This is a genomic window from Ancylobacter terrae (assembly GCF_045108345.1).
Lineage (GTDB): Bacteria > Pseudomonadota > Alphaproteobacteria > Rhizobiales > Xanthobacteraceae > Ancylobacter.
The window spans coordinates 1-21,434 of the sequence record NZ_JBJGXH010000005.1; the positions used below are offsets into that span (position 1 = coordinate 1).

19 protein-coding genes are annotated in these 21,434 nt (G+C 70.3%); 13 read left to right on the top strand and 6 right to left on the bottom strand.

Features of this window, described 5'->3' with window-relative positions; genetic code table 11:
• Nucleotides 1-454: 454 nt before the first annotated feature.
• The gene (locus ACEUEL_RS20515; RefSeq protein WP_405709574.1) at nucleotides 455-973 is read right to left on the bottom strand and encodes a hypothetical protein; all 519 of its coding nucleotides are present in this window, start codon (nucleotides 971-973) and stop codon (nucleotides 455-457) included.
• Nucleotides 974-1,158: 185 nt separating this feature from the next.
• On the opposite strand from ACEUEL_RS20515, the gene ACEUEL_RS20520 reads away from it, so the two are divergent.
• Both ACEUEL_RS20520 and ACEUEL_RS20525 read left to right on the top strand, forming a co-directional pair.
• Nucleotides 1,159-2,781, top strand: a complete 1,623-nt coding sequence (locus ACEUEL_RS20520; protein ID WP_405709577.1) for an ABC-F family ATP-binding cassette domain-containing protein — start codon at nucleotides 1,159-1,161, stop codon at nucleotides 2,779-2,781.
• 132 nt (nucleotides 2,782-2,913) lie between these two features.
• Complete coding sequence (locus ACEUEL_RS20525) at nucleotides 2,914-4,809, top strand: sensor histidine kinase (RefSeq protein ID WP_405709580.1); 1,896 nt, start codon at nucleotides 2,914-2,916, stop codon at nucleotides 4,807-4,809.
• A 15-nt stretch (nucleotides 4,810-4,824) separates the two neighbouring features.
• Here the strand turns inward: ACEUEL_RS20525 and ACEUEL_RS20530 are convergent, their stop codons facing one another.
• Genes ACEUEL_RS20530 through ACEUEL_RS20540 form a run of 3 tightly spaced genes read right to left on the bottom strand, consistent with a single transcriptional unit; the run spans nucleotide 4,825 to nucleotide 7,978 of the window.
• Nucleotides 4,825-5,220: a GtrA family protein gene (locus tag ACEUEL_RS20530; RefSeq protein WP_405709583.1), complete on the bottom strand. Its 396-nt coding sequence runs from the start codon at nucleotides 5,218-5,220 to the stop codon at nucleotides 4,825-4,827.
• A gap of 11 nt (nucleotides 5,221-5,231) precedes the next feature.
• The gene (locus ACEUEL_RS20535; protein WP_405709586.1) at nucleotides 5,232-6,971 is read right to left on the bottom strand and encodes an ArnT family glycosyltransferase; all 1,740 of its coding nucleotides are present in this window, start codon (nucleotides 6,969-6,971) and stop codon (nucleotides 5,232-5,234) included.
• A complete protein-coding gene (locus tag ACEUEL_RS20540) occupies nucleotides 6,968-7,978 on the bottom strand; it encodes a glycosyltransferase family 2 protein (protein ID WP_405709589.1) in 1,011 nt (336 codons plus the stop codon). The genes ACEUEL_RS20535 and ACEUEL_RS20540 overlap by 4 nt, the downstream gene beginning before the upstream one ends.
• A 135-nt stretch (nucleotides 7,979-8,113) precedes the next feature.
• On the opposite strand from ACEUEL_RS20540, the gene ACEUEL_RS20545 reads away from it, so the two are divergent.
• The 3 genes from ACEUEL_RS20545 (at nucleotide 8,114) to ACEUEL_RS20555 (ending at nucleotide 10,921) form a co-directional block, all read left to right on the top strand.
• Nucleotides 8,114-9,013, top strand: a complete 900-nt coding sequence (locus ACEUEL_RS20545) for a ChbG/HpnK family deacetylase (protein WP_405709592.1) — start codon at nucleotides 8,114-8,116, stop codon at nucleotides 9,011-9,013.
• A gap of 331 nt (nucleotides 9,014-9,344) precedes the next feature.
• On the top strand, nucleotides 9,345-10,679 hold the full coding sequence (locus ACEUEL_RS20550; RefSeq protein ID WP_405709595.1) for an ammonium transporter: 1,335 nt from the start codon (nucleotides 9,345-9,347) through the stop codon (nucleotides 10,677-10,679).
• A 68-nt stretch (nucleotides 10,680-10,747) separates the two neighbouring features.
• Complete coding sequence (locus ACEUEL_RS20555; RefSeq protein ID WP_405709598.1) at nucleotides 10,748-10,921, top strand: hypothetical protein; 174 nt, start codon at nucleotides 10,748-10,750, stop codon at nucleotides 10,919-10,921.
• A gap of 77 nt (nucleotides 10,922-10,998) precedes the next feature.
• On the opposite strand, the gene ACEUEL_RS20560 is transcribed toward ACEUEL_RS20555, so the two are convergent.
• Nucleotides 10,999-11,916, bottom strand: coding sequence for a LysR family transcriptional regulator (locus tag ACEUEL_RS20560; protein WP_405709601.1), 918 nt, complete (start codon nucleotides 11,914-11,916; stop codon nucleotides 10,999-11,001).
• A 156-nt stretch (nucleotides 11,917-12,072) separates the two neighbouring features.
• Here ACEUEL_RS20560 and ACEUEL_RS20565 point away from each other — a divergent pair, with 156 nt between their 5' ends.
• The 3 genes from ACEUEL_RS20565 (at nucleotide 12,073) to ACEUEL_RS20575 (ending at nucleotide 14,792) form a co-directional block, all read left to right on the top strand.
• A complete protein-coding gene (locus ACEUEL_RS20565; RefSeq protein WP_405710227.1) occupies nucleotides 12,073-13,254 on the top strand; it encodes an MFS transporter in 1,182 nt (393 codons plus the stop codon).
• A 30-nt stretch (nucleotides 13,255-13,284) separates the two neighbouring features.
• A complete protein-coding gene (locus ACEUEL_RS20570) occupies nucleotides 13,285-14,115 on the top strand; it encodes an aldo/keto reductase (protein WP_405709604.1) in 831 nt (276 codons plus the stop codon).
• Between the two features lie 260 nt (nucleotides 14,116-14,375).
• Nucleotides 14,376-14,792 (top strand): EF-hand domain-containing protein, encoded by a 417-nt coding sequence (locus ACEUEL_RS20575; protein WP_405709606.1) that lies wholly within the window; start codon nucleotides 14,376-14,378, stop codon nucleotides 14,790-14,792.
• A gap of 51 nt (nucleotides 14,793-14,843) precedes the next feature.
• Here ACEUEL_RS20575 and ACEUEL_RS20580 read toward each other — a convergent pair whose 3' ends face one another.
• On the bottom strand, nucleotides 14,844-15,461 hold the full coding sequence (locus ACEUEL_RS20580; RefSeq protein ID WP_405709609.1) for a nucleoside 2-deoxyribosyltransferase: 618 nt from the start codon (nucleotides 15,459-15,461) through the stop codon (nucleotides 14,844-14,846).
• 322 nt (nucleotides 15,462-15,783) lie between these two features.
• Here ACEUEL_RS20580 and ACEUEL_RS20585 point away from each other — a divergent pair, with 322 nt between their 5' ends.
• The 5 genes from ACEUEL_RS20585 to ACEUEL_RS20605 all read left to right on the top strand — a co-directional run bounded on the left by ACEUEL_RS20585 (nucleotide 15,784) and on the right by ACEUEL_RS20605 (nucleotide 21,425).
• Nucleotides 15,784-16,506, top strand: a complete 723-nt coding sequence (locus tag ACEUEL_RS20585) for a FadR/GntR family transcriptional regulator (RefSeq protein WP_405709612.1) — start codon at nucleotides 15,784-15,786, stop codon at nucleotides 16,504-16,506.
• A gap of 17 nt (nucleotides 16,507-16,523) precedes the next feature.
• Nucleotides 16,524-17,459, top strand: a complete 936-nt coding sequence (locus tag ACEUEL_RS20590) for a dihydrodipicolinate synthase family protein (protein WP_405709614.1) — start codon at nucleotides 16,524-16,526, stop codon at nucleotides 17,457-17,459.
• A gap of 124 nt (nucleotides 17,460-17,583) precedes the next feature.
• A complete protein-coding gene (locus ACEUEL_RS20595) occupies nucleotides 17,584-18,519 on the top strand; it encodes a Gfo/Idh/MocA family protein (RefSeq protein ID WP_405709617.1) in 936 nt (311 codons plus the stop codon).
• A complete protein-coding gene (locus tag ACEUEL_RS20600; RefSeq protein WP_405709620.1) occupies nucleotides 18,516-19,604 on the top strand; it encodes an aldose epimerase family protein in 1,089 nt (362 codons plus the stop codon). Before ACEUEL_RS20595 ends, ACEUEL_RS20600 begins: the two co-directional genes overlap by 4 nt.
• A gap of 18 nt (nucleotides 19,605-19,622) precedes the next feature.
• Nucleotides 19,623-21,425 (top strand): IlvD/Edd family dehydratase, encoded by a 1,803-nt coding sequence (locus tag ACEUEL_RS20605; protein WP_405709622.1) that lies wholly within the window; start codon nucleotides 19,623-19,625, stop codon nucleotides 21,423-21,425.
• Nucleotides 21,426-21,434: the final 9 nt, after the last annotated feature.

A 21,434-nucleotide genomic window follows, 5' to 3' on the forward strand; every position in this document is an offset into this window, starting at 1 on the left:
CTCCCGGAGATAACAGCGCCCGCAAGGACCCCGCCGCCTACGTCTCTCTTCCTTCTTCCAAACCTGTCAAACAGCCGAAGTGCGAGGCACTTCAAAGTCTTCCGTCTCTTTCGAGAGGCTCGCCGTTGCCGGCGGGGCGCTCTCTTAACCGAACCACGAACCTCATTGCAAGGCCCCGTCCGGCAGTTTTTTTCGACCCGAGAGCCGAGGGAGAATTCACATTCCCCACCCTAAGGGCTTCCCCTCAGGACCGAACCAAACCTCTTTGCCCGGCGGCTGCCGGTCAACTCGCGACCTAGGTCATGAGGAGATTTGGAGGAGCGAAAGCCCGCCGTGCGGCGGCGCCCCGTCGATGGGCGGTTTATAGGGGCACCCCCCTCGCCCTGTCAACACCCCTTTTTCAGCAAAATGCACCGATCGGTTTTCGGGCCGGCGGCGCCCCGCCCGCCGCCCCTCATCCGCGCGGGCGACGCCGGAGACGGTCGAGATAGGCCCGCACACGGGCCCGCGCCGTCCCGATCCAGCGCCACGCCGCACTCGCCCGCACCCGGTCGAGCACCGCGTCACGCACCTTCGCCACGAAGCCCATCACCGTCGCGAACCAGCGATAGCTCATCAGCTTGGCCTCGCCGGCGCGGTAGATGCGCTCGACCAGCACGAAGCTGGCGAGATGGGCGAGGCCGAACACCAGGGCGCCGGTGCGGAAGGCGCCCTGCCCGATCAGTACGAGGCCGAGGATCTTCATCGGCTCGATGATGATGAAGGGTGCGCCCAGCAGCACCAGGATCACCGCCCGCGGCCGCGCCGCCACCCACGCCTCGAACAGCGCCATCAGCTTGAGCCGGGCGATCGCCCGCAGCAGCGGCCGGTAGAGCGGGCGCATCGCCTCGTCGAGGATGACGATCACCGCGATCGCCGCCTCGAAAGGGATCCGCAGCACGGCAAGCAGCAGGGACAGCGCCGCCTTCATCATCTCCACACCCTCCGCACTCCCCGCGAGACTGGAGCGTTCCGGCCCGCCACGCACGCCGGAACGCACGGCGCCCCGCCACCCCTCACGGCCCGGCCCCACGCGGCAGGCATGCGCCGGCGGGCCTTCCCCCGGCCGGTCTTATGGCCTAATCCGCGCGCACCGCACCAGAAGGGCATCCCGCGCGCATGATCCGGCTCGATTCCATCAGCAAGCAGAACGGCAGGCAGATCGTCTTCATCGAGGCGTCGGCGACGCTGCTGAAGGGCGAGAAGATCGGCCTGGTCGGCCCCAACGGCGCCGGCAAGACCACGCTGTTCCGGCTGATCACCGGCGAGGAGGCGCCCGACGAGGGCCAGGTCGCGGTCGATCGCGGCATCACCATCGGCTATTTCAGCCAGGATGTCGGCGAGATGGCGGGGCGCAGCGCGCTCGCGGAAGTGATGGACGGCGCGGGGCCGGTGAGCTCGGTCGCCGCCGAGCTCGCCGAGCTCGAATCGGCCATGGCCGATCCCGAGCGCCTCGACGAGATGGACACCATCGTCGAGCGTTACGGCGAGGTGCAGGCCCGCTTCGAGGAGCTGGGCGGCTACGCGCTGGAGGGCCGCGCCAGCGAGGTGCTGGACGGGCTCGGCTTCTCGCCGGAGATGATGGCGGGCGATGTCGGCAAGCTCTCCGGCGGCTGGAAGATGCGCGTCGCGCTCGCCCGCATCATCCTGATGAAGCCCGACGTGATGCTGCTCGACGAGCCCTCCAACCATCTCGACATCGAGAGCCTGATCTGGCTGGAGGATTTCCTGCGCGGCTTCGAGGGCGCGCTGATGATGACCTCGCACGACCGCGCCTTCATGAACCGCATCGTCGGCAAGGTCGTCGAGATCGACGCCGGCAGCCTCACCACCTATTCCGGCGACTACGAGTTCTACGCCCAGCAGCGCGCGCTGGCCGAGAAGCAGCAGCAGGCGCAGTTCGAGCGCCAGCAGGCGATGCTGGCCAAGGAGATCGCCTTCATCGAGCGCTTCAAGGCGCGCGCCTCCCATGCCGCGCAGGTGCAGAGCCGGGTGAAGAAGCTGGAGAAGATCGACCGCGTCGAGCCCCCGCGCCGGCGCCAGTCGGTGGCGTTCGACTTTCCCCCGGCGCCGCGCTCGGGGGAGGACGTGGTCAGCCTCAAGGGCGTCGCCAAGGCCTATGGCGCGCGGCGCATCTATGAGGGGCTCGATTTCCACGTCCGCCGGCGCGAGCGCTGGTGCGTCATGGGCGTCAACGGCGCCGGCAAGTCGACCCTGCTCAAGCTCGTCACCGGCACCACCGACCCGGACGCCGGCTCGGTCCAGCGCGGCGGCAGCGTGAAGATGGGCTATTTCGCCCAGCACGCCATGGACGTGCTGGAGGGCGAGCGCACCGTGTTCGAGACGCTGGAGGACGCGTTCCCGCAGGCCGGCCAGGGCTCGCTGCGCAACCTCGCCGGCTGCTTCGGCTTTTCCGGCGACGACGTCGAGAAGCGCTGCCGCGTGCTCTCGGGCGGCGAGAAGGCCCGCCTCGCCATGGCCCGCATGCTCTACGACCCGCCGAACTTCCTCGTGCTCGACGAGCCCACCAACCATCTCGACATCGCCACCAAGGAAATGCTCATCGCGGCGCTGGCGGAATATGAGGGCACCATGCTGTTCGTCAGCCACGACCGGCATTTCCTCGCCGCGCTGTCGAACCGGGTGCTGGAGGTGAGCCCGGACGGCGTACGCCAGTATGGCGGCGGCTATACCGAATATGTGGCGAGCACCGGCCGCGAGGCGCCGGGCCTGCGCCATTGAGCCGGCCGCGATCCTGACGTAGCGTCACATAGACCATAGTACATGATGGCCGCTGCGTCCGGATACTGACATGCAACCGGCGATGCGACTAACGTGCGGCCCGCTTTCAAGGATACCGTACGGGAACAGCCGATGAAACGACGTCCCGCGCCGGGTCCGCTTGCGCTCGCCGGCCGCTGCGCCGGTGCCGGCCTGCTCGCCGCCGCCATCTTCGCCATCGACACAGCGACCACGCTCGGCAGCGCCGTCGCGGTCATGTATGTCGTGGTGCTGATCATCGTCGCCGACGCCGGCGCGCACCGCGTCCTCGCGCTCGCGACCGCCGGCTGCATCGCGCTCACCCTCGTCAGCTTCGCCATCGTGCATGGCGAGGACGCCTCGCTCGAGGTGGTGCTGCGCCTGCTGTTCAGCCTGGCGGCCATCATCGCCACGGCGCTGATCCTGCTGCGGCGGCATGCCGACAAGCTCACCCTCGAATCGCAGGCGGAACTGCTCGACGTCACCAGCGACGCCATCTACCTCACCGACGCGAAGGGGCGGGTGCTCTACTGGAACAAGGGCGCCGAGCGGCTCTATGGCTGGTCCTTCGACGCCGCCTGGGGTCGCGACCCGCACGACTTCCTCGCCACCCGCTTTCCGGCGCCCCGTGCCGCGATCGAGGCCGCGCTGGCCGCGAGCGGCACCTGGGAGGGCGAGATCGTCCAGACCACGCGGGCGGGCGCGACGCTCCACCTCGCCAGCCGCTGGCGCCGCACCGGCGCGGGTGGCCGGCCGGGCGCGATCCTCCAGTCGAACACCGACATTTCCGAGCGCATCGCCGCCGACGCCGCGCTGCGCCGCAGCGAGCAGCGCTACCGCACCATCTTCGAGACGCTGGCGGTCGCCATCTGGGAGCATGACCTGCGCCCGCTGAAGGCCGAGCTCGACGCCATCGTCGCCTCCGGCGTCACCGATCTGGAACGCCATCTCGCCGAGCATCCCGAGATCGGGCGCCGCCTGCGCGCGCTGACCCCGGTGACCGACGTCAACGGCACCGCGCTGCGGCTGATGGGGGTCGCCAGCAAGGGCGAGTTCTTCACCCGGCTCGACGAGTTCCTGCCCGACAACGCGCAGAACTTCGGCAATTTCCTCGTCGCCCTTTCCACCGGCCAGCCGAGCTACGAGGCCGAGACCACCGTGCGCACCCGCTCGGGCGAGTTGCTGCGCGTGCTCGTCGCCTTCAACTTCCCGCCCGACGGCAACCTCGACCGGGTGCAGGCGAGCGTCGTCAACATCACCGAGCGGGTGAAGGCGCAGGAGGCGCTGGAGCGCGCCCGCGGCCAGCTCGAGCACGCGCTGCGGGCGGCGACGCTCGGCGAGGTCTCCGCCACCATCGCCCACGAGATCAACCAGCCGCTCGCCGCCATCGCCGCCAACGCCGCCGCCGGCCGCCGCTGGCTCGACCGCGACCCGCCCGATCTCGGCGAGGTCCGGCTCGCGCTCGACGAGGCCGCCGCCGCCGCCCGCCGCGCCTCCGAGGTGGTGCGCCGGGTGCGCCGGATGATGGGCAAGGTCGAGCCCGAGCGCAGCCTGGTCGAGATCGGCGCGCTGGTCGAGGAGGCGCTGCACCTGCTCGCCCCCGACATCGCGGCGGCGCAGGTGGCGCTCGCGCCGGCCATCGAGGCCGCCGGCGCGCGCATCGACGGCGACCGCGTGCTGATCCAGCAGGTGCTCATGAACCTCGCCATCAACGCCATGCAGGCGATGCAGGCGCTGCCGGCCGACGAGCGCCGGCTCTCGGTGCGCGCCCGGCGCGCGGAGGGGCGGATCGTCATCGATGTCGCCGACAGCGGGCCGGGCTTCAGCGCGGAGGCGGCGGAGAAGGCGTTCGAGCCCTTCTACACCACCAAGCCGAACGGCATGGGCCTCGGCCTCGCCATGTGCCGCTCCATCATCACCGCCCATGAGGGCGAGATCCGCATCCACCCCGCCGGCCCGGAGGGCGGCGGGCGGGTCACGCTCGCGCTGCCCCTCGCCCCGGAGACCTGAGCGGCGGGCGGGCGCTCACGCTGCGCGGCGCTCGGCAAAGGTCCACAGCGCGTTGCCGGCATAGTGCCAGACCACCAGCAGGCCCGTGACCGCCATCTGCGCCGGCAGCCAGGGCAGCGCGAGACGGTCGACCAGCAGCGCCATCAGCGCGGCGTTGAGCAGCAGCCCCGACAGCGCCACCGTGAAGAACCGCGTTATCGCCTCGCCATGGGGCCGGCGCGAGCGGAACACGAGCTGCCGGCTGAGCGTGTAATTGACGAGGCCGCCGCAGATGAAGCCGAGCGTCGTCGCGCTCACCACCCCCGCCCCCGCGACCTGCACCAGCCCCGCCAGCACGGCGTAATGGACCGCCGTGCCGCCGAGCCCGAGCGCGGCGAAGAGCAGGAAGTGCGGCAGCCGCAGCGCGCTCACGGCTCCCTCCGTCACGGCTTGGCGCGGGCGCTGGCGACCGAGGGCGCGCCCTGCAGCGAGGACACCGCGGGCGCCTCGGGCGGGGCGGTGTCGTCGTCGCCCCAGGGCAGCGGCGTGTGCAGGCCGTGCTCGTCGCGCAGATCCTTGACCGTCGCCAGCGCCACGCCCAGCCGGTTCACGGTGCGGTAGCCGAAGCCCTTCATCACATCGTCGCAGCCGACATTGTTGGCGGTGAGGAAGAAGTCGGCCTCGTCCCAGTCCTGGGTGATGGTGAAGTCGGGGCCGAGATAGGGGGCGATCTGGTCCGGCTCGGCGCAGACGGCGACCTTGTAGGGATGCGCCAGCGCCCGGCCTTCCAGCACGACGCCCTTGCGCAGCCGCAGCGCCGCCTGGCGCAGGCTGGTCGACCAGTAGTCGCCCTCATAGCGCCCGTCCGCCCCGGCCAGCCCGCCGACCAGCTGGTTGTAGCCGACATACTCGAACGGGTGGAGGCGCAGGAACGTCACCGCGTTGAAGGCGAACACCGCCCCCGCCAGCGAGGCGACGGCGAGCCGCACCGCCGCCGGCCGCGTCCGCGACCAGCGCCACAGCGCCGCGAAACCGAGCGCGGCCGCGACGCTCGCCGCCGGGATCACGAACAGGAAATGCCGGATGCCGTTATAGAGCGGTGGGCGGGTGATGAGCGTGAACGCGATCGGAAACAGGATCGCCAGCGCCAGCGGCAGCAGCGCCACCATCGCCCGGCGCCGGTCGATCCGCCCGCGCCAGAGCCCGGCGATCGCCAGCACCAGCCCCGCCGCGATGCCGAACAGCATCGCCTCCGGCAGCTTGATGGCGAGATAGGTCACCATGTAGTCCGCCGGGATCTGGCCGATGGGGAGTTCCTTGCCGGCGAACAGCGTCTCGAGGTCGAAGTCGAAATGGCTGAAGGCGGTGGCCGCCTCGAGGAAGTTGGTGGTGTTGAGCACCGACCACGGCCAGGTCGCCGCCATGATCGCCAGCGTCACCGGCACCGCCGGCAGCAAGCTCAGGATGGCCCGGCCGAGCATCCGCGGATCGCGGTAGAGCACGGTGGCGGCGAGCAGCGTCACCCCCAGATAGAACACCGCGAAGATGCCGCCGACGCGAAGCCCCAGCGCGCAGCCCACCGCGACGCCGAGCTTCACCGCCGTGCCGGTGGCGGGCGCCGCCGGCAGGTCGCGCGCGATCACGGTGATATAATAGAGGGCCCACGCCATCATCGCCGCGAACGGCACGTCCTTGGTGTGGGTGAACATCGCCCCGCCATACATGCCGGTGACGGCGAGCAGCAGCACGGCGAGGATGCCGGCCTTCTCCCCGGCCAGCAGCCGGGCGAGCCGCCAGACCGCGACGAGGCCGAGCAGCCCGAAGCTCGCCGACAGCAGATGCCGCAATTCATAGACCGGCATCGGCAGCCGCTCGGCGAGCCCGGCGGCGATCAGGTCGAACAGGCCGCCATAGAGATAGAGGTTCTTGTAGTGGAAGGCGCTGTCGTCGGCGAAGCCGCTGCGGTACCAAGCCCACAGCAACTGTCCGTAGGTATGCTGCACCGGCTCGTCATTGCTGACGCCGTAGTCGCGGTAGACCAGCACGATCCACAGCGCGAGGCCCGCGAACAGGGCGAGCGAGACGAGGCGCGTCAGCGAGGTCGAGCGCCAGGCGCGGGCCACGGCCTCGGGCAGCAGGCGCGACGGCGCGGCGGGAGAGACGGCAAGGCTACGCGAACTCACAGGGCGATCTCGTCAAGGACCGGGGAACGGGTCAGGGCGGGGGCGGCGGGCGCACCGAAGCCGATGCGGTCGGCCACCAGATAGAGCGGGCGCTGCTTCACCTCGGTGAAGATCCGGCCGATATATTCGCCGATCACGCCGAGGCTGATCAGCTGCACGCCCGACAGGAACAGGGTGGAGACCATGATCGAGGCGAAGCCCGGCGTGCGCACCCCGAGGAAGATCACCTCGCCGATCAGATAGAGACCATAGACGCCGGACAGGGCCGCGAGCGCCACCCCGATCAGCGACCAGACCCGGAGCGGCACCATGGAGAAGGACGACAGCCCGTCCATCGCATAGCGCAGTAGCCGGATGAAGGAGAAGGACGAGGTGCCCGCCGCCCGCTCGGCGACGTCGAACTCGATCTCCTCCTGCCGGAAGCCGACCCAGGAGGTGATGCCCTTCATGAAGCGGTTGCGTTCGGGCAGCGAATTGATCGCGTCCACCACCGCCCGGTCGAACAGACGGAAATCGCCGGCGCCCTCGGGGATGTGGACCTCGCTCATGAACTGGAAGAAGCGGTAGAAGGCCCGGCTCCACAGCCGCCGCGCCGCCGGGTCGGTGTCGCGCGAGCGCCGCACGGCGATGACCATCTGCGCGCCGGCGCGCCAGCGCTCGATCATCTCCGGGATCAGCTCGGGCGGGTGCTGCAGGTCGGAATCCATCAGCACGACGATGTCGCCGGTCGCGGCCTGGAGCCCTGCGGCCATCGCCGCTTCCTTGCCGAAATTGCGGGCGAAACGGATGGCGCGCACGGCGGGATCGGTCAGGCTGAGCCCGACCAGCGCGCTGAAGCTGTCGTCGCGGCTGCCGTCGTCGACGAAGACGAGTTCGCGCTGCATGTCGGGAAGCGTGTCGAGGACGGCGGAAAGGCGCTGGTGCAGCAGGGCCAGCGACCCCGCTTCATTGAAGACCGGAACGACGATCGAGATCGAACGGGCTCTTCTCGCGGCGGGAGCGAGCATGGGAGGCACTCGGGAAAGGGTTGCGGATGGCTGTCAGATGTGGGCGGGTGGGAAGCCCCGGCCGCGCGCTCCGAGAGGTGTGAAAGTTCTTCCTAAGTGCTCACGGATTGTGATTTTTATGAGACTGCGCATTCAATGGCGGGCGATTTGAAAACGATTGTGGTGTGCGCCGACGATTACGGTCTGAGCGCCGGCGTTTGCGCGGGCATCGAAGAACTCGTGGCGCTGGGCCGCCTCTCCGCGACCGGCGCGATGACCGGCCTGCCGGCCTGGCGGCGGCACGGCCCGGGGCTGCGGCGGCTTGTCGCGACCGCCCCCGCCGATGTCGGCCTGCATCTCACCCTCACCGAGCAGCGCCCGCTCACCGGCGCGCCCGGCATCGCCGTCGACGGGCGCCTGCCGCGGATCGGCACGCTGATTCGCCAGGCCTATGCGGGGCGCCTGCCGGCGGGGGCGCTGCGCGACGAGATCGAGGCCCAGCTCGACGCCTTCGAGGAGGTCTGGGGCGGCCCGCCCGATTTCGTCGACGGCCACCAGCACGCCCATGTACTGCCCGGCGTGCGGGCCGCGCTGATCGACGCTCTCGCCCGCCGCTACCCCGCGGGAAGCGTGTGGCTGCGCCATTGCACCGAGCCCCTGCCGGGTGCGCTGCGGCGCGGCCACCTCGCCAAGGTGGCGGTGATCGGCGCGCTCTCGCGCTGGCTCGACCGCGAGGCCGCCGCGGCCGGCATACCGACCAATGACAGCTTTCGCGGCCTCTACGACTTCTCCGACCGCGTGCCGTTCCGGCAGGTGTTCCGCCGGGCGCTGGCGGGCGGGGGAAACCGCATCCTGGTGCACTGCCACCCCGGCCGCGTCGACGCCGAGCTGAGGGCGCTCGACCCCCTGCTCGAGCCGCGCGAGCGCGAGCTCGCCTATCTCGCCTCGCCGGACTGCGCGGCGGATTTCGCTACCGCGCGGCTGCGTCCCGGCCGCTTCGCCACCCTGGCCAGCGCGCCGACGCCGCCGGAGTCGTCGCCGTCTGACGCTGCGTAATAATTCCCCAACGGCAAGTATTCGTCCCCCGCGCGGGGAGCCCCCCCGCCAAGGTGGCCCTCCCGAGACCGGCCGGATCGCTGCACCGCAACGGTGCACGCTTCCGCAGCGTTATCGCGCAATGCCCGGCATTGCGGCAGTAACGGCGCCGAGGAATATCGGGAGTATCCGGTCGCCGCCCCGTCATCGCGCTGAATCCCTGCGTCGTTCCAGCGGCATACGCTACGTCAGCGTGGCGCGATCGACCTTGGCATGGCTCGTGCTTCGCCTGTCGCCTCTACGTCATTCATCGGAAACGGGGCACGGCGCACCATGCGACAGGGGTTGGACGATGGAAAACGCTGATCTGATGGCCAAGATCGAGGCGCTGGAAAAGGCGGTGGCCTTGACCAACACGGTCAATGCGGAGGTGTTCTACTGGTGGTGCACGGCGCTGATGATCGCCATCCACGCCGGCTTCCTCGCATATGAGATGGGCGCCTCGCGCGCCAAGAACGCGCTGGCCTCGGGGCTCAAGAACCTGCTCGCCTTCGCCTTCCTGGTGCCGACCTTCTATTTCGTCGGCTGGTGGGTCTATCTCGCCTTCCCCACCGGCTTCACCGTGTCCGAGGCCGCCTCGGCCGGCATCCCCTGGAGCCAGTCCATGGGGCCGAACCTCGGCGACAACGCCTCCGGCATCTTCTGGGCCGCCTTCACCTTGTTCGCTGCCACCACCGCCTCGATCATGTCGGGTTCGGTGATCGAGCGCATCCGCATGTCCGGCTTCACCATTCTCGCCATGGTGCTGGGCGGCGTTGTCTGGATTCTCGGCGCCTCCTGGGGCTGGCATCCGGAAGGCTGGCTGACCACGCAATGGGGCCTGCACGACATCGGCGCCGCCGGCTGCGTCCACATGGTCGCCGGCTTCTTCACCCTCGGCGTGCTGATCAATCTCGGGCCCCGCATCGGCCGCTTCAACGCCGATGGCAGCATCAACCACATCATGGGCCACAACATGCCGATGTCGCTGATCGGCCTGATGCTGATCGTGATGGGCTTCTTCGGCTTCCTCGGCGGCTGCATCATCTACAATGGCGGCACGTGGATGAGCATCTACAACACGCCGACCACGCTCTCCGCCTTCGCCTTCAACACGCTGATGGGCGTCGCCGGCGGCATGATCGGCTGCTACCTCGTTACCCGCGATCCGTTCTGGATGATGTCCGGCGCGCTGGTCGGCGTCATCTCCTCGGCCTCCGGGCTCGACGTCTACTATCCCCCGCTGGCCTTCCTGATCAGCTTCATCGGCGGCTGCGCCATCCCCAAGATCAACGACTTCCTGGTGATGCGCTTCAAGATCGACGACGCCGTGGGCGCGGTGGCGGTGCACGGCTTCGGCGGCGTCTGGGGCCTGCTGGCGGCCGGCATATTCGCCGCCGGCTATCCGAACGTCGACGGCCCCGCGGTGTCTTTCCTCGGCCAGTTCAAGAGCATGATCGTCTTCGCCCTGCTCGGCTTCCTGCCCGGCTACGGCCTGTCCTATGTGCTGAAGCTCGCCGGCCTGCTGCGGGTCGACCGCGCCTCGGAGATCGCCGGCCTCGACCTCGCCGAGGTGCCGGTGAAGGCCTATCCGGAAGCGCGCATCCCGGCCTTCGACAGCCTCGACGCGGTGAGCCCGGCCGAATGAACCACGGCGGCCGGGCGGCGCGCCCGGCTGCGCCTCACTCTCCCGTCCACCATCCACGGAGCACGCGCATGAATTCCGCCCCCATCACCACCTGGGAAGGGGCGAAGGCCTATTTCACCTTCGCCGACGCGCCGAGCCTGCTGATGCTGATCGCCGCCCTCGCCGCGGCCGCCTGCATCGTCACCGTCATCTCGATGATCCGCCACGAGAACGCCTGCGCGAAGAGAATGGGGCCGGGCTGACCGGCGGCGCCCCCCGCGCGACCAACGGCGCCGGGCACCCGACGGGGTGGCCCGGCGCCCGCCGTCCGGCAATAACCTCACCCGCGCGGCGCGCCGGCCTCGCCGATCCGCTCGACCAGAAAGTCGACGAAGGCGCGGATGCGGGTGGCGAGGTGCTCGTGCCCCACGAACAGCGCGTGGATGTGCTCGACATCGCCGCCGTTGAAGGCTTCCAGCACCGGCACCAGCCGGCCCGCCGCGATGTCCGGCCCGGCGTGGAAGCGGCCCATGCGGGCGAGGCCCAGCCCGTCCAGCGCGAGGTGGCGCAGCATGGCGCCGCTGTTGCCCTCGAGATTGCCCGCCACCGGCAGCGCATAGGCGCGACCCGAGGCGGGATCGCGGAACGGCCAGTCGTCGGTGCTGCGGCGGAAATTGAAGCGCAGGCAGTTGTGCCCGGCGAGGTCCTCCGGCCGCTGCGGCGTGCCGTGCCGCGCCAGATAGGCGGGCGAGGCCACGATCACCCGCGGGCTCTCCATCACCTTGCGCGCCTTCAGCCCGGAATCGTGCAGCGGCCCGGAGCGCAGCGCGATATCGGCGCGCTCCGCCATCAGGTCGATCACCGCGTCGGTCAGCGACAGGTCGAGCTGCACCTGCGGGTAGCGGGCGAGGAATTCCGGCACCAGCGGCGTCAGGCAGCGCTCGCCGAAGCCGATCGAGGCGCTCACCCGCAGCTTGCCGCGCGGGGTGGCGGCGGCCCCGGCGGCGATCAGCCGCTCGGCCGCGTCGATCTCGGCGAGGATGCGCCGGGCGCGCTCGCCATAGATCTCGCCCTCCGGCGTCAGCGTCAGCGCCCGGGTGGTGCGCACCAGCAGCCGCGCCCCGAGCCGGGCCTCGATGCGGGAGACGAGTTTGCTCACCGCCGAGGTGGAAAGCCCCAGCCGCCGCCCGGCCGCCGAGAAGCTGCCGCGCTCGGCCACGGTCAGGAACACCTCCATTTCCCCGGCGCGATTATCCATCCCGGCGCTCACTGTTGAATTGAGTTCAAGGGTGATGCTCCCCCGCCCCGGCTTATCGCGCAAGCCCGGCGGGCGCATATCGACATCAACCCGCATCCATCCTCGAACCGGGCCGGCGTGCCGGCACGGAACGGAGCCGTCATGTCCATCCGCACCCTGCCGGTCGCGCTGTTCGCGCTGACCATCGCCGCCTATGCCATCGGCACCACCGAATTCGTCATCGTCGGCCTGCTGCCGACCGTGGCGGCCGATCTCCACATCACCCTGCCGCTCGCCGGGCTGATCGTCAGCGTCTACGCGCTCGGCGTCACCTTCGGCGCGCCGGTGCTCACCGCGCTCACCGGCCGGGTGGGCCGCAAGACCCTGCTCGCCGGGCTGATGGGCCTGTTCATCGCCGGCAATACCGCCGCCGCGCTCAGCCCCTCCTACGAGATGCTGCTGGTCGCGCGCATCGTCTCCGCCCTGGCCCATGGCGTGTTCTTCTCGGTCGGCGCCACCATCGCCGCCGGCCTCGTGCCCGCCGACCGGCGCGCCTCGGCCATCGCGCTGATGTTCACCGGGCTGACGGTGGCCATCGTCACCGGCGTGCCGCTCGGCACCTTCATCGGCCAGACGTTCGGCTGGCGCGCCACCTTCTGGGCGGTGGCCGGGCTCGGCGCGGTAGCGCTCGCCGGCATCCTGCTGCTGCTGCCGTCGAACCTCGCCAAGGCCCCGCCCACCCCGCTGCTGGATCAGGTCCGCGTGCTCGGCTCCGGCCGGCTGCTGATCGCCTTCGGCATGACCGCGCTCGGCTATGGCGGCACTTTCGTCGCCTTCACCTTCCTCGCCTCCATCCTCGAGCAGATCACCGGCTTCGCCAGCCATCAGGTCAGCCTGATCCTGGTGCTCTACGGCCTCGCCATCGCCGCCGGCAACCTCGTCGGCGGGCGCATCGCCGACCGCGACCCGGTGCGGGCGCTGGCCGTGCTGTTCGCGCTGCAGGCGGCGACGCTAGTCGCCTTCACTTTCACCGCCGTCTCGCCGCTGGCGACACTGGTGACGCTGGCCGCGCTCGGCTTCCTGTCCTTCGCCAATGTGCCGGGCCTCCAGCTCTATGTGGTCGAGCTCGCCCGCCGCTACCGTCCGGGCGCGGTGGACGTCGCCTCGGCCCTGAACATCGCCGCCTTCAATCTCGGCATCGCCGTCGGCGCGTGGATCGGCGGCCGCGTGGTCGATTCCCCGCTCGGCCTCGGCGCGACGCCCTGGGTCGGCGCGCTGCTGGTGACCGGCGCGCTCGGCCTGACGCTGTGGAGCGGCGCGCTCGACCGCCGGCTGGCGCCGGCCGGCCAGGCTGCCTAACTCTTGCAAAGGCCCGACAAGGAGACCGACATGCACAACGTCACCGCCAATGGCGCCGCCATCCCCGCGCTCGGCTTCGGCACCTTCCGCGTCTCCGGCACCGATGTGCTGCGCATGGTGCCGGCCGCGTTGAGGCTCGGCTACCGCCACGTCGACACCGCCCAGATCTACGGCAACGAGGCCGAGGTCGGCGCGGCCATCGCCGGCTCGGGCGTGCCGCGCGCCGACATCTTTCTCACCACCAAGGTGTGGGTCGACAAATACCGCCACGACGCCCTCATCGCCTCGGTCGAGGAGAGCCTGAAGAAGCTGCGCACCGACTATGTCGACCTCCTGCTGCTGCACTGGCCGAACCCGTCGGTGCCGCTCGCCGAGCCGATCGCCGCGCTGAACGAGGCGCGGGCCGCCGGCAAGGTCCGCCATATCGGCGTGAGCAACTTCAACCTGGCGCTGATGGCCGAGGCGGAGCGGCTGAGCGCGGCGCCGCTGGTCACCAACCAGGTCGAGTACCACCCCTATATCGACCAGCGCCGCCTCCTCGCCGCCGCCCGCACGGCGGGGCTCTCCATCACCGCCTATTTCGCCATGGCCGACGGCGCCGTGCTGAAGGACGCCGCGCTGAAGGAGATCGCCGCCCGGCACGGGCGCTCGGTGGCGCAGGTGGTGCTGCGCTGGCTGGTGCAGCAGCAGGGCGTCGTCGCCCTGTCGAAGACGGTGAGCGAGGCGCGCGCGGCGGAAAACCTCGCCGTGTTCGACTTCGCCCTGTCGGAGGCGGAGATGGCGGCGATCCACGCGCTGGCCCGGCCGGACGGGCGCATCGTCAGCCCCGCCGGCCTCGCCCCGGCGTGGGACGCGGCATAGCGGGCGGCATGGGATGCGGTCTGATCGCGATCCCGCCCCGGCCGGGGCGACCGGGCCGAGGCGACCTGTCGGGGGTCCGCCGTCACACGGACCGCCCGCGCGATATTACCGCCATGACTTCGCCCCGATCGCCTCGCCACGCTGTAGCGGTCGCGGCCAGCCGACGCGCCGGTGTGCGCAGCATCGGAACCTCGCCGTGCGGCAGCGATTGGAACGGGAATGCCCTCGCTCCTCAGCTCTCGGCGAAAAAGGATACGCCCATGCGCCACTCTCTCACCCGACTCGGCGCCGTCGCCGGGGTTGCCGGCTTTCTCTCCCTCGGCCTGATCGGCACCGCCTCCGCCCTCACCGGCGCGGAAGCGCTCTCGAAGCTCGGCAAGGCGCCCGACGGCACGCTGACCGTGGTCGAGGCGATCGACCTCGGCACCAAGCTGTTCGCGCAGATCAATCCGGACGGCGACACCACGCTGGAGCCCGACGAGACGGAAGGCCGCCTGACCAAGAAGGATTGGGCCAAGGTCAACCATGACGGCGACCAGACGCTGGAAATGGACGAGTGGCTGAACATCGTCCGCGCCCGCTTCAAGTCCGCCGACAAGAAGAAGGACGGCAAGCTGACCGCCGCCGAGCTCGATTCGAAGGCCGGCCAGAGCCTGCTGCTGGTGCTGTTCAAGTAGTCATTCCGCTCACCCGGCCGGTGCTGTCCGACCGGCCGGGCGCCCGCGGCCTCACGGCCACAGCAGGCGGTTCGCCACATAGCCCGCCGCGAGCGCCGCCGCGAGGCTGGCGAGGAAGCTCGCCAGCACCATGCGCCGGCCCATGGCCTGCACGCGCCGCGCGGTGACGTTGCGCGAGAGTTCCGCCGCCGCCCGCTCCAGCGCCGCCTCCGGGCCCGGCGAGACCACGGCGCCGGGCGGGGCGATCATCAGGTTCTCGGGCAGGCCGAAATCCTCGATCAGCAGCCCCTCGCCGTCGCGGGCGGGCACCTCGCCACGGCCGTTGTCGGGAATGCGCGCGCGCAACGTGCGCGGCTCGGCGGACCACAGATAGACCGGCCGCCCGCGCGCCACCGCATAGCCGATCTCATAGGCCGTGCCCGGATCCATATGCGGCCCGCGGAACGGCGCGATATTGGCCAGCACCGCGTCGGCCCGGTCGATCAGCGCGAGGCAGTTGGCGCGGATCGCGCCGGCATCGGCGAGCGCCGGCCCGTCGAGCGGGTAGAGCCCCTCGAGCCCCAGCCGCGCGCAGATCGCCTTCAGCCGCTCGCCCTCGGCGACGCCGTCGCGCCGGAAGATGTCGGGACCGGCCAGATAGATCACGGGTCGCGGCGAAAGGCGCGTCATCGGGAGCCTTGCGGGCAGTCGGGACAGGGGACAGCGGCGCGCGCACGCCCTATCATGCGCCCCGCATCCGATCCAGCGCGCCCGCGCCCGCCGCCGCGCGGCCTTCCGCAACGATCATATAATATGACTTTTCAGCCGCCCGAAGCTGTGGCATGACTTCCCTCGCCGGAACCACGGTGCCCGAAGAAGCACCCGGCCGACCGGCAGGGAGAGACGCCGCCATGCCCTTCGTCCGTTCGCCTGCGCGTGCCGGTCGGGCGTGCGCCCCTGGGCGCCGCGCGGGGGCGGCGGGCGTGCCGGCCCGAGCCGGGGAGACGCCGACGTGACCGCCCGCATCGTCGTGATACCCGCCCGCCGCGCCCATTCCAACCATGCCGAGGTCGCCCGCACGGTGGGCATCGACATCATCGCCGGCCGCTACGCCGAGGGCGCCAAGCTGCCGGGCGACGCCGAGCTCACGCTGCTGTTCGGCGTCTCCCGCCCGGTGCTGCGCGAGAGCGTCAAGACGCTGGTCGCCAAGGGGCTGCTCTCGACCAAGGCGCGGGTCGGCACCGTGGTGCGCGAGCGCGCCGCCTGGAACATGTTCGATTCCGACGTGCTGGCCTGGCACCTCGATGCCGGCATCGACCGCCGCTTCCTGCGCGATCTCGCCGAGATCCGCCTCGCCGTCGAGCCCCGCGCCGCCGCGCTCGCCGCCGAGCGGCGCAGCCCCGCCGACGTCGCCACGATGCGCGCCGCCATCGCCACCATGCGCCGCGAGCCGTTCGATTCGCCCGGCTTCGCCGATGGCGACCTCGCCCTTCACGTCGCCATCGCCAATGCCTCGGGCAATCCCTTCATGCGCTCGGTCGGCGCGGTGATCGAGGCGGCCCTGCGCGCCTCCTTCCTGCTCAGCGCGCCCGTCGCCGAGCCGGAGCGGGACATTGCCGTCCTCGCCCATGAGCGTATCGTCGACGCCATCGAGAAGGGCGATGCCGAGGCCGCGAACACAGCGATGATGAACGTCATCTTCAATGGCCTGCGCCGCCACGGCGCCACCGAGTGAGCCTGCCGGATTCCCTCATGCCTGTTTCCCCGTCCCCTACCCCCCGCTATTCCGGCGTCTTCCCCGTGGCGCCGACGGTGTTCCATGCCGACGGCACGCTGGACCTCGATGGCCAGAAGCGGGCGATCGACTTCATGATCGACGCCGGCTCGCACGGCATCTGCATCCTCGCCAATTTCTCCGAGCAGTTCGTGCTGGCGGATGACGAGCGCGACACCATCGCCCGCATTGTGCTGGAGCATGTCGCCGGGCGGGTGCCGGTGATCGTGACGACGACGCATTTCTCGACCGCCATCTGCGCCGCGCGCTCGAAGCGCGCGCAGGAACTCGGCGCGGCCATGGTGATGATCATGCCGCCCTATCACGGCGCCACTTTCCGGGTGCCGGAGGCGCAGATCTACGCGTTCTATCGCGGCGTCTCCGACGCCATTTCGATCCCGATCATGGTGCAGGACGCCCCCGTCGCCGGCACGCCGCTCTCCGTGCCGTTCCTGGCGAAGATGGCGGCCGAGATCGAGAACCTCGCCTATTTCAAGATCGAGGTGCCGCAGGCGGCGAACAAGCTGCGGGCGCTGATCGCGGCCGGCGGCGCCGCCATCGAGGGGCCGTGGGACGGCGAGGAGGCGATCACGCTGATGGCCGATCTCGACGCCGGGGCGACCGGCGCCATGACCGGCGGCGGCTTTCCCGACGGCATCCGCCAGATCATCGACCCCTATGTCGCCGGCGACCGCGAGGCCGCGCTCGACGCCTATGAGCGCTGGCTGCCGCTGATCAATTACGAGAACCGGCAGGCGGGCTTCGCCACCGCCAAGATCCTGATGCAGGCCGGCGGCGTCATCGCCAGCGACGCGCTGCGCGCGCCCCTGCCGCCGGTGCACCCCGCCACCCGCGCCGGCCTCCTCGAACTCGCCCGCCGGCTCGACCCCATGGTGCTCACATGGGGCAGGTGAGGGCGAAGCCGATGGCGGCTTCCGGCACGTCGCCCCGATCGGTCCGACCGCACCCATCGTCCATTTCGCCGGACTCATCGTCCACCTCACTGCACCGATCGGTCAGTCCGAAGGAGCGCCGCTGATGAGCCCGATCCGCCTCGCCATCGTCGGTCTCGGCAAGATCGCCCGCGACCAGCATGTGCCCGCCATCGCCGCCACCGAGGGCATCGAGCTCGTCGCCATCGCCAGCCGCAACGCCGCGCTGGAGGGCGTGGCGCATTACGAAACGCTCGACCAGCTGCTCGCCAAAGCACCTGATATCGAGGCGGTTGCACTCTGCACCCCGCCGCAGGTGCGCCGCGGCCAGGCCGCGGCCGCCCTCGCGGCCGGCAAGCATGTGCTCCTGGAAAAGCCGCCGGGTGCAACCGTGGCCGAGCTCGGTCCGCTGGTGGCCGCGGCGGAAGGCACGGGGAAGACCCTCTTCGCCACCTGGCACTCCCGTTTCGCCCCCGCCGTCGAGCCCGCGCGGGCCTTCCTGGCGGAACGGCAGATCCGTTCCGTCTCCATCGTCTGGAAGGAGGACGTGCGCGTCTGGCACCCGGGACAGGACTGGATCTTCGAGCCCGGCGGGCTGGGCGTTTTCGACCCCGCCATCAACGCCTTCTCGATCCTCACCCGCATCCTGCCGCGCCCGGTCTTCGTCACCGCCGCCGATCTCGCCTTTCCGGAAAACCGGGCCGCGCCGATCGCCGGCGAGATCGACTTTTCGGACGACGCCGGAACCCCGATCCGCGCCGAGCTCGACTTCCTGCAGACCGGCCCGCAGACCTGGGACATCCATGTCGACACCGATGCCGGGCGCCTCACGCTGAGCCTTGGCGGGGCGAAGCTGTTCCACGAGGGACGGACGCTCGTCGACGAGAAGGAAGCCGAATATCGCGGCATCTACCGGCACTTCGTCGATCTGGTGCGCCGCGGCGCGCGCGATGTCGACCTCGCGCCGCTGGTGCTGGTGGCCGACGCCTTCATGCTGGGCCGGCGCCGCAGCGCACCGCCCTTCATCGAGGACCAGCCATGAGCGGCGAGCCCACCGGCGCGGGAGACCGGGTCATCCGCCAGCCCTTCGGCACGCTGCCGGATGGCGCTCCCGTCGACCTCGTCCGCCTGATCGGTGCGCGCGGCTTCGAGGCCCGCATCATGACCTATGGCGCGGCGATCCAGTCCCTGTTCGTGCCCGATCGCACGGGGCGGCTGGCCGACGTCATCACCGGCCAGGACGATCTCGCCGGCTATGTCGCCAACCGCCGCTATTTCGGCGCCACCGTCGGGCGCTTCGCCAACCGCATCGCCGGGGCAACCTTCGATCTCGACGGGGCAACCTTTCCGCTGGCGGCCAATAACGGCACCAACGCGATCCATGGCGGACTGGCCGGATTCGACCGGAAGATCTGGACCATCAAGGAGTTGGTCGATACTCCCGCGCCCCGGCTCACCCTCGCCTATACCTCGCCCGACGGCGAGGAGGGCTATCCCGGCACGCTCGCCACCGAGGTGACCTACACGGTCGAGGGCACCACGCTGACCATCGATTTCACCGCGACGACCGACCGGCCGACCGTGGTGAACCTCACCAATCACAGCTTCTTCAACCTCGCCGGCGTCGCGCAGGGCGGCAGCGCGCTCGACCATGTGCTGACCATCCCGGCGGACCGCTATATCCCGGTGAATGCCGCCACCGTCGCCATCGGCGGACCGGAGGAGGTCGCCGGCACGCCGTTCGACTTCCGCACCCCGCGCGCCATCGGCGCCCGGATTCGCGAGGTTCATGAACAGCTTGCCGTACGCCACGGCTATGATCACAATTACTGCCTCGGCGAGCGCCGCGCCGACGCGCCACGCCTCGCCGCGCGGCTCGCCGATCCCGCCTCGGGGCGGGTGATGGAGCTCCACACCGACCAGCCCGGCGTTCAGTTCTACGCCGGCAACTATCTCGACGGCTCGGTGCCCGGCAAATACGGCCGGCTGCACCGCCAGTCCGACGCCATCTGCCTCGAGCCGCAGGTCTGGCCCGACGCGCCCAACCGTCCCGACTTCCCGTCCGCCCGGCTCGACCCCGGTGCAACCTACCGGCACAGCTCGATCTACCGTTTCGACGTCGCCTGAACCGCAGGAGCAACCACCATGCATGGCCCGAGTACAACCCCCGGCAAGCTGCGCTCCCGCGCCTGGTTCGACAACCCGGCCAACGCCGACATGACCGCGCTCTATCTCGAGCGCTACATGAATTTCGGCCTCAGCCAGGAGGAGCTGCAGAGCGGCCGGCCGATCATCGGCATCGCCCAGACCGGCTCGGATCTCTCCCCCTGCAACCGCCATCACGTGGAGCTCGCCAAGCGGGTGCGCGAGGGCATCCGCGAGGCGGGTGGCATCGCCATCGAGTTCCCGGTGCACCCGATCCAGGAGACCGGGAAGCGCCCGACCGCGGGGCTCGATCGCAACCTCGCCTATCTCGGGCTGGTGGAGGTGCTCTACGGCTACCCGCTCGACGGCGTGGTGCTCACCATCGGCTGCGACAAGACCACCCCCGCCTGCCTCATGGCCGCCGCGACGGTAAATATCCCGGCGATCGCGCTGTCGGTCGGGCCGATGCTGAACGGCTGGTTCCGCGGCGAGCGTACCGGCTCGGGCACCATCGTCTGGAAAGCCCGCGAGCTGATGGCGAAGGGCGAGATCGACTATGCCGGCTTCGTCAAGCTGGTGGCCTCGTCCGCCCCCTCGACCGGCTACTGCAACACCATGGGCACGGCGACGACGATGAACTCGCTCGCCGAGGCGCTGGGCATGCAGTTGCCCGGCTCGGCGGCGATCCCCGCCCCCTATCGCGACCGCCAGGAGGTCGCCTACCGCACCGGGCTTCGCATCGTCGACATGGTGCGCGAGGACCTCAAGCCCTCCGACATCCTGACGCGCGACGCCTTCATCAACGCCATCCGCGTCAATTCGGCAATCGGCGGCTCGACCAACGCGCCGATCCACCTGAACGCGCTCGCCCGCCACATCGGCGTCGAGCTCTCGGTAGACGACTGGCAGACCTATGGCGAGGACATCCCCCTGCTGGTCAACCTGCAGCCGGCTGGCGAATATCTCGGCGAGGATTATTACCATGCCGGCGGCGTGCCGGCGGTGGTCAACCAGCTGATGCAGCAGGGCCTCATCGCCGAGAGTGCACTCACGGTGAACGGCCGCAGCCTCGGCGACAACTGCCGCGACGCGCGGATCGAGAACGAGGCGGTGATCCGGCCCTACGATCAGCCGCTGAAGGAGAAGGCCGGCTTCCGCGTGCTGCGCGGCAACCTGTTCTCCTCGGCCATCATGAAGACCAGCGTGATCTCGCCGGAATTCCGCGACCGCTACCTGTCGAACCCGGACGATCCCGAGGCGTTCGAGGGGCGTGCCGTCGTCTTCGACGGCCCGGAGGACTACCACCACCGGATCGACGACCCCGCGCTCGCCATCGACGCACACACCGTCCTGTTCATGCGCGGGGCGGGGCCGATCGGCTATCCCGGCGCGGCGGAAGTGGTGAACATGCGCGCACCCAACTACCTGATCCGTGCCGGCGTCACCTCGCTGCCCTGCATCGGCGACGGGCGCCAGTCCGGCACGTCGGGCTCGCCCTCCATCCTCAACGCCTCGCCCGAAGCGGCGACCGGCGGCGGCCTCGCCATCCTGCGCACCGGCGATCGCGTACGCATCGATCTCAAGCGCGGCTCGGCCGACATGCTGGTGCCGGAGGACGAGCTGGAGCGCCGCCGCGCCGAACTCGCCGCGCAGGGCGGCTACCCCTATCCCGCCAGCCAGACGCCCTGGCAGGACATCCAGCGCGCGGTCGTCGGCCAGCTGGAAACGGGCGCAGTGCTGGAGCCGGCCGTACGTTACCAGCGGATCGCCCAGACCATGGGCGTGCCGCGCGACAACCACTGAGGCGGGAGG